Below are 6359 nucleotides of genomic sequence, written 5' to 3' on the forward strand. Positions count from 1 at the left end.
GGGCGCCCCCCGGCTCCGGCCCAGGGGCGGGCTAGGCCCGCCCCTGCTGCAGCCGGGCCAGCTCGCGGGTGAAGTCGCGGGTGGCCATCCACAGCTTGTAGACGATGGCGAGCTCGAAGGCCAGGAGCCCGGCGCAGGAGAGCACCGTCACCCCGACGATGAGCGTGGTGCCCGGCCACACCGCCGAGAGCACGGCGGTCAGCGGCGCCACCACGCACACGAACATCTCGAACTCGATGCCGCTGAACAGGTGCGGCCGCACCCGGCTGCGCAGCAGCCACCGCCGCAGCCGCTCGTACCAGCCCATGCGCTCGCTGAACCCGGCGTGCACGTCCACCACCCGGGCGCCCTCGGCCCTGGCGCGGGCGTAGACCTGCTCGCGGTCCAGGCCGGGGTCCTCGCGCAGCGCCTCCTCCATGAAGACGACGCGCTCGCCGCCGTCCTCCCCGCCGCCCTCGGGGGCGGCGGCGCCGGCGGCGGGCTCGGTGCTCTCCGGGTCGGCGACGTCCGCGTCGACCTCGCCCCCGGCGGCGGCCTGGCGCAGCTTGTCCCGCATGCTCTGGCGGGTCTTGGCGACCTGGGCGCCGTTGAGGTAGCGCAGCAGGTCCACGAAGACGGCGACCGGCGCCAGCAGCAGGTAGACCGCCTGCCCGGTGGCCGCCCACTGTCCGACGAGCAGCGCCATCATGCAGCCGAAGAAGCGGATGCGGTCGAAGACGAAGTCGACCCAGGCGCCGAAGACCGACCCGGTCCCCTTCAGGCGCGCGATCTTTCCGTCCATGCAGTCCAGGACGAAGCTCAGGTGGAACAGCACCGCGCCGAGCACCAGCCACGGCCAGGAGCCCATGGCGAAGGCGGCCGCCGACCCTACCCCCAGCACCCCCGCGCCGAAGGTGATCTGGTTGGGGGTGATGTCCGTGCGGTTGGCGGTCCACACCACCAGGCGGGAGGCGAGCGGGTCCACCAGGAAGACGGTCCACCAGGCGTCGCGGCTCTTATAGGTCCGCTCGCGGACGTCGGCGAGGGTAAAGGTCGTCATCTCTTCTCCTGCGGGCCTCCCCCGGCGCCGCGTGTCGGCTCCGGCGGCGGTCCGTCCGGGGCGGAGGATTCCCCTGTGGGAGGGCGCCCGCGGGAGGGGAGGTCGGTTCGGGCCGGAAGATCATCCCAGACGCGGTGTCGGGTCTTCCAATCGGCGCGGTCATAATTGACAAGTAAGACGGGATTCGGCCGGGCAGTGACCCGACCGGTCGGCCCCGGACAGCATCGACCGAGGTAGTGGCGTGCGCTTTCTGAACGACCAGGTACCCCAGCATGACCTGACCTACAGCGACGTGTTCATGGTCCCCCGGCGGTCCGCGGTGGGCTCGCGGCTGGGCGTGGACCTGTCGACCGGCGACGGGACGGGGACGACGATCCCCATCGTAGTCGCGAACATGACCGCGGTCGCCGGGCGGCGGATGGCCGAGACGGTGGCCCGCCGCGGCGGCATCACGGTCATCCCGCAGGACATCCCGATCGACGTGGTGACCGACGTGATCACCTGGACCAAGCGGCGCAACCTGGTCCATGACACCCCGCTCACCCTGGGCCCGTCCGACACCATCGGCGACGCCCTCAACCTGCTGCCCAAGCGGGCGCACAACGCCGTCATCGTCATCGACGGCGACCGCCGCCCGCTGGGGGTGGTCACCGACGCCGACTGCGTGGGCCAGGACCGCTTCACCCAGCTGCACGAGGTGATGTCGGGGGACGTGCTCACCGTCCGGGAGGGCACCGAGCCCAAGGAGGCCTTCCAGACGCTGCACGACTTCCGGCACCGGCTGGCGCCGGTGGTGGACGCCGAGGGCGCGCTGGTGGGCGTGCTCACCCGCACCGGCGCGCTGCGCGCCACCCTGTACGACCCGGCGGTGGACCGCGAGGGCGACCTGCGCATCGCCGCGGCCGTGGGGATCAACGGCGACGTGGCCGGGCGGGCGGCCGAGCTGCTGGAGGCCGGGGTGGACACCCTGGTCATCGACACCGCCCACGGCCACCAGGAGAAGATGCTCTCGGCGCTGCGCAAGGTGCGCGGGCTGGACCCGTCGGTGCCGCTGGTGGCCGGGAACGTGGTCACCGCCGAGGGCACCCGGGACCTGGTCGAGGCCGGGGCGGACATCGTGAAGGTCGGCGTGGGGCCGGGCGCCATGTGCACCACGCGGATGATGACCGCGGTGGGGCGGCCGCAGTTCTCCGCCGTGCTGGAGTGCGCGCGGGCCGCCCGAGAGCTGGGCGCCCACGTGTGGGCGGACGGCGGGGTGCGCCACCCGCGCGATGTGGCGCTGGCCCTGGCGGCGGGCGCCTCGAACGTGATGATCGGCTCCTGGTTCGCCGGGACCTACGAGTCGCCGGGCGACGTGCTGCGCGACGCCCAGGGCCGGATGTACAAGGAGAGCTTCGGCATGGCCTCGGCGCGCGCGGTGCGGCTGCGCACCGCCGAGGACTCGGCCTTCGACCGGGCCCGCAAGGCCCTGTTCGAGGAGGGCATCTCCACGGGCCGGATGTACCTGGACCCCGAGCGCCCCAGCGTCGAGGACCTGATCGACGAGATCGTGGCCGGTGTGCGCAGCTCGATGACCTACGCGGGTGCGGCGAACCTTGAGGAGTTCGCCGAGCGCGCGACGGTGGGCGTGCAGAGCACGGCCGGTTTCACCGAGGGCAAGCCGGTCCCGACGAGCTGGTAGCGGCCCTCTACGACGGCTGGGGCCCGGCGGCGCTCCGCGCCGCCGGGCCCCGGATCGTCGGTGGGAAACCCTGTATCGGCGGCGGACACGGCGGGGGCGTCCGTGGCCGGTGTGTGCGGGCCGGGTGCGCCGCCCGGGGCCTGTGGGCCGGGGTGTGCCGGAGGGTCCGCGCGCTTGGGGCCGCGGTCGGGCGCGACCGGCCGGTCGGCGCCCCGGTCGAGCGGCCGGCGGTGGTCTTCGACCACTGATCAGGGCACACATTTCGCATCAACGGTCCAGGGCGTGTTTCTTGGATCAGGCCCTACTGCGCGGCGTTCGGGCACGCACCACGCGGCGTTCCCATCGGTCGACGGCACGCCCGGGCCGACTCCCCTGCTTCTCGGGAGCACAGCGTCCTTGTGATGGAGGCACCTGGACGCCGCTCGCCACACACCCGACCCAGGAGACACGCCCCAGCCGTCTTCCGGGAGAACGGCGGCTCACGCCCCGGGCCGCTCCAAGAGGACCACCGGGATCTCGCGGTCGGTCCACGACTGGTAGTCCGCGTACTCCGGGTAGAGCCCGACCAGGCGGGGCCACAGTTCGGCGCGCTCCTCCGGGGTCGCGGGGCGGGCCCGGCGCACGGTCATCTCGGCGCCGGTCTGCAGGACCACTCGGGGCTCGTCCAGGATGTTCCTGTACCACATGGGGTTGCGCGCCATGCCGCCCTGGGACGCCACGACGGCCACGGTCCCGTCCTCCAGTCCCAGGTAGAGCAGGGGCGCGGTCCGCAGGCGGCCGCTCTTGCGCCCGCGGGTGGTCAGCAGGCACACGGGGATGCCGCGCGGGAAGCCCCGGTGCGCCCGGAACCGGCCGCCCACGCGCCCGCCGGTGGCGCGGTAGAGGGCGGCGTTGAGCCGGGAGGCCGCCTTGACGGCGCGCAGCGTGGAGGGCGCGTCGAGGCCCGGGGGCCGCGTGGGGTCCATTGATCCTCCGATCGGGTCGGGGCCGAGGCTACGCCGCCGTCCCCACCCATGGTCAAGATGTCCGCGATGGCCCGATTCGGCCGTATTCCACGGGAACCCCGCCCGGCGCTCCGTGACGCATTCCACCGTCCGGCGACACCCTCCCACCCCCGCCATTGGCGTACTTTTGTACTGACTGGTCAGTTCAAAAACACGCACGGGAGGCACCGGCATGCGCACGGCGACGGGGGCGCGGGTCCAGGCCCAGGGCCTGGGGCTGCGGACCGGCCAGGGGACCGTCTACGCAGGGGTGGACCTGGACGCCGCCCCCGGCTCGCTCACCGCGGTGCGGGCCGACTCCGGCGGCGGCCGCACCGCGCTGCTGCTCACCCTGGCCGGGCGGATGCGCCCCACCTCCGGCGCCCTCGCCGTCGACGGCCACGAGCTGCCCCGCAACGCGCGCAAGGTGCGCGGCATCGCCGCCCTGGCGCTCTGCGCGGGCGTCAACGACCTGGACGAGCGCCTGCGCGTCGCCGAGCACCTGCGCGAGCGGCTGCTCATGCGCTTCCGCCCGGCCCCCCGCTCGATCACCGGCCCCGCCCTGGCCGCCGCCGGGCTCGACGGGCTCGACACCCAGCGCCTGGTCGGCGACCTGAGCATGCCCGAGACGCGCCGCCTGGGCGTGGCGCTCGCCCTGCTGGACGAGCCCCGCCTGGTGCTCGTGGACGATGCCGACACCGGCCTGGGCCCCGAGCAGCAGCGCGCCTTCTTCAAGCGGCTGCGCACCGTCGCCGACTCCGGGCCCACCGTCATCGCCGCCTGCGCCGACGCCGAGGCCGCCCGGGGGCTGGCCGAGGTGGTCGAGATGGGCGGGGCCGCCCCGCCGCCGGAGGGGCGCCACCACGCCGGGCGCCTGTCGGCCGCCGACGCCCCCGCCGCCGACCCGACCTCCGCACCGAACCGTTCCGAGAAGGAGAACGCGTGAAGCTCCGGAAGCCCCGGGCCCTGCCCTCGCTTCGCCTGGGCGGCCTGTCCGTCCGGTCGTTCTTCCGGGCGCGGCTGACGACCGCCGCGATCGTCGCGCTCAGCATCGTCCCGCTGCTCTACTCCGGCCTGTACCTGGCCTCGTTCTGGGACCCGTTCGACGGGATGGGCAACCTGCCGGTCGCCCTCGTCAACGAGGACCGGCCGGTGGAGGCCGGCGGCGAGGAGATCAGCGCCGGCGACGAGATCACCGACGAGCTGCTCGAACGCGGCGACCTCAACTGGAAGGTCGTCGACGCCGACGAGGCCGCCGCCGGGGTCTCCCAGGGCCGCTACTACGTCGCGCTGACGTTCCCCGAGGACTTCAGCGAACGCCTGGCCTCCCCCGACGAGGACGGGGCCGAGCCGGTCCCGGCCCTGATGCGGGCCGACTTCAACGACGCCAACGGCTTCACCGCGCGCCAGCTGCTCACCTCCGCGTTCAAGGAGGTGCGGACGGCCGCCGCGAACACCGCCGTCGCGGACTACCTGGACAAGATGTTCCTCGGCTTCAACGAGATCCACTCCAAGACCGAGGAGGCCGCCGACGGCGCGGGGAAGCTGGCCGACGGCAGCGCCGACGCCAAGGACGGCTCCGAGCGGCTCAGCGACGGGCTCGGCGACGCTAAGGACGGCTCCTCCCGGCTCTCCTCGGGCACCGGGGAGCTGAGCACCGGGATCGACCAGCTCTACGACGGCTCCAAGACGCTCGCCTCCGGCCTGGGCACCGCCTCCCAGCAGGTCTCCGACGCCGCCGACGAGCTCAACCCGAAGGCCGACGAGGCCATCCCCTACCTGCGGGACCACGAGGAGGAGATCCAGACCGCGGCCGAGGACGCGCAGACGGCCGCCAACGCCCTGTCCGAGGCCCTCGACGGGCTCCCCGACCAGCCCACGCAGGTGGAGCAGGACGCCGCCGACGCGCGCGCCTTCTCCGACAGGGTCGCCACCCACCTGGAGGAGAACCCGGACCTGCAGACCACCGACCCCGCCGCCTACGAACTGCTCAACGACGCGAAGACGTACGCGAACACCGGTGCGGACTACGCCGGCTTCGTCGCCGACAACTGGGACCGCATCCACGCCGTCAAGGCCAAGGCCGACGAGGTCGCCGACATCGCCGGGACGGTCGCCGACACCGTCCCCGGCCTGGCCGACAAGGCCGAGGACGCCCAGGACAAGGTCAACGACCTGGACGACGGCCTGCAGAAGCTCGCCGAGGGCAGCCGCGACCTGCGCGACGGCCTGAAGGAGGCCTCCGGCGGCGCGGACGACCTGGACGAGGGCGCCGGCGAGCTGGACGACGGCATCGGCAGGCTCGACGACGGCGCAGGCGAGCTGGACGAGGGCCTGGGGCAGCTCAAGTCCGGCTCCGGCGAGCTGGCCGACGGCCTCGACGAGGGCGCCGAGGAGATCCCCACCTTCGACTCCGAGGACCGCGAGGACCGCGGCTCCATGATGAGCGAACCGGTCCGGCTCAGCTCCGACATCGCCAACGAGGCCCCGCAGTACGGCACCGGCTTCGCCCCGTTCTTCCTCCCGCTGTCGCTGTGGGTGGGCGCCATGATGATCTACATGGTGCTGCCGCCGATGTCCGGGCGGGCGCTGGCCTCGGCCGCCCCGTCCTGGCGGATCGCCCTGGCCGGGTGGGTCCCGGCGGCGGGGATCGGCG

At 73.7% G+C, this 6359-nt stretch carries 5 protein-coding genes; 3 read left to right on the forward strand and 2 right to left on the reverse strand.

Annotation, left to right across the window (positions count from 1 at the left end; translation table 11 throughout):
- Nucleotides 1-31: 31 nt before the first annotated feature.
- Nucleotides 32-1039: a CDP-alcohol phosphatidyltransferase family protein gene (locus D476_RS0116690; protein ID WP_017625074.1), complete on the reverse strand. Its 1008-nt coding sequence runs from the start codon at nt 1037-1039 to the stop codon at nt 32-34.
- 241 nt (nt 1040-1280) lie between these two features.
- Between D476_RS0116690 and D476_RS0116695 the strand changes: the two genes are divergently transcribed.
- Entirely contained in the window at nt 1281-2720 is a 1440-nt protein-coding gene (locus D476_RS0116695; protein ID WP_017625075.1) for a GuaB1 family IMP dehydrogenase-related protein, read from the forward strand.
- A gap of 479 nt (nt 2721-3199) precedes the next feature.
- Here D476_RS0116695 and D476_RS0116705 read toward each other — a convergent pair whose 3' ends face one another.
- A complete protein-coding gene (locus D476_RS0116705; protein ID WP_017625077.1) occupies nt 3200-3685 on the reverse strand; it encodes a nitroreductase family deazaflavin-dependent oxidoreductase in 486 nt (161 codons plus the stop codon).
- Nucleotides 3686-3896: 211 nt separating this feature from the next.
- On the opposite strand from D476_RS0116705, the gene D476_RS0116710 reads away from it, so the two are divergent.
- Nucleotides 3897-4649 (forward strand): ATP-binding cassette domain-containing protein, encoded by a 753-nt coding sequence (locus D476_RS0116710; protein WP_017625078.1) that lies wholly within the window; start codon nt 3897-3899, stop codon nt 4647-4649.
- Nucleotides 4646-6359 (forward strand): YhgE/Pip domain-containing protein (locus tag D476_RS0116715; RefSeq protein ID WP_017625079.1); only part of this gene is annotated, 1714 nt, incomplete at its 3' end. The genes D476_RS0116710 and D476_RS0116715, both read left to right, overlap by 4 nt.

It is taken from the genome of Nocardiopsis chromatogenes YIM 90109 (assembly GCF_000341185.1).
Taxonomy (GTDB): Bacteria; Actinomycetota; Actinomycetes; order Streptosporangiales; family Streptosporangiaceae; genus Nocardiopsis_A; species Nocardiopsis_A chromatogenes.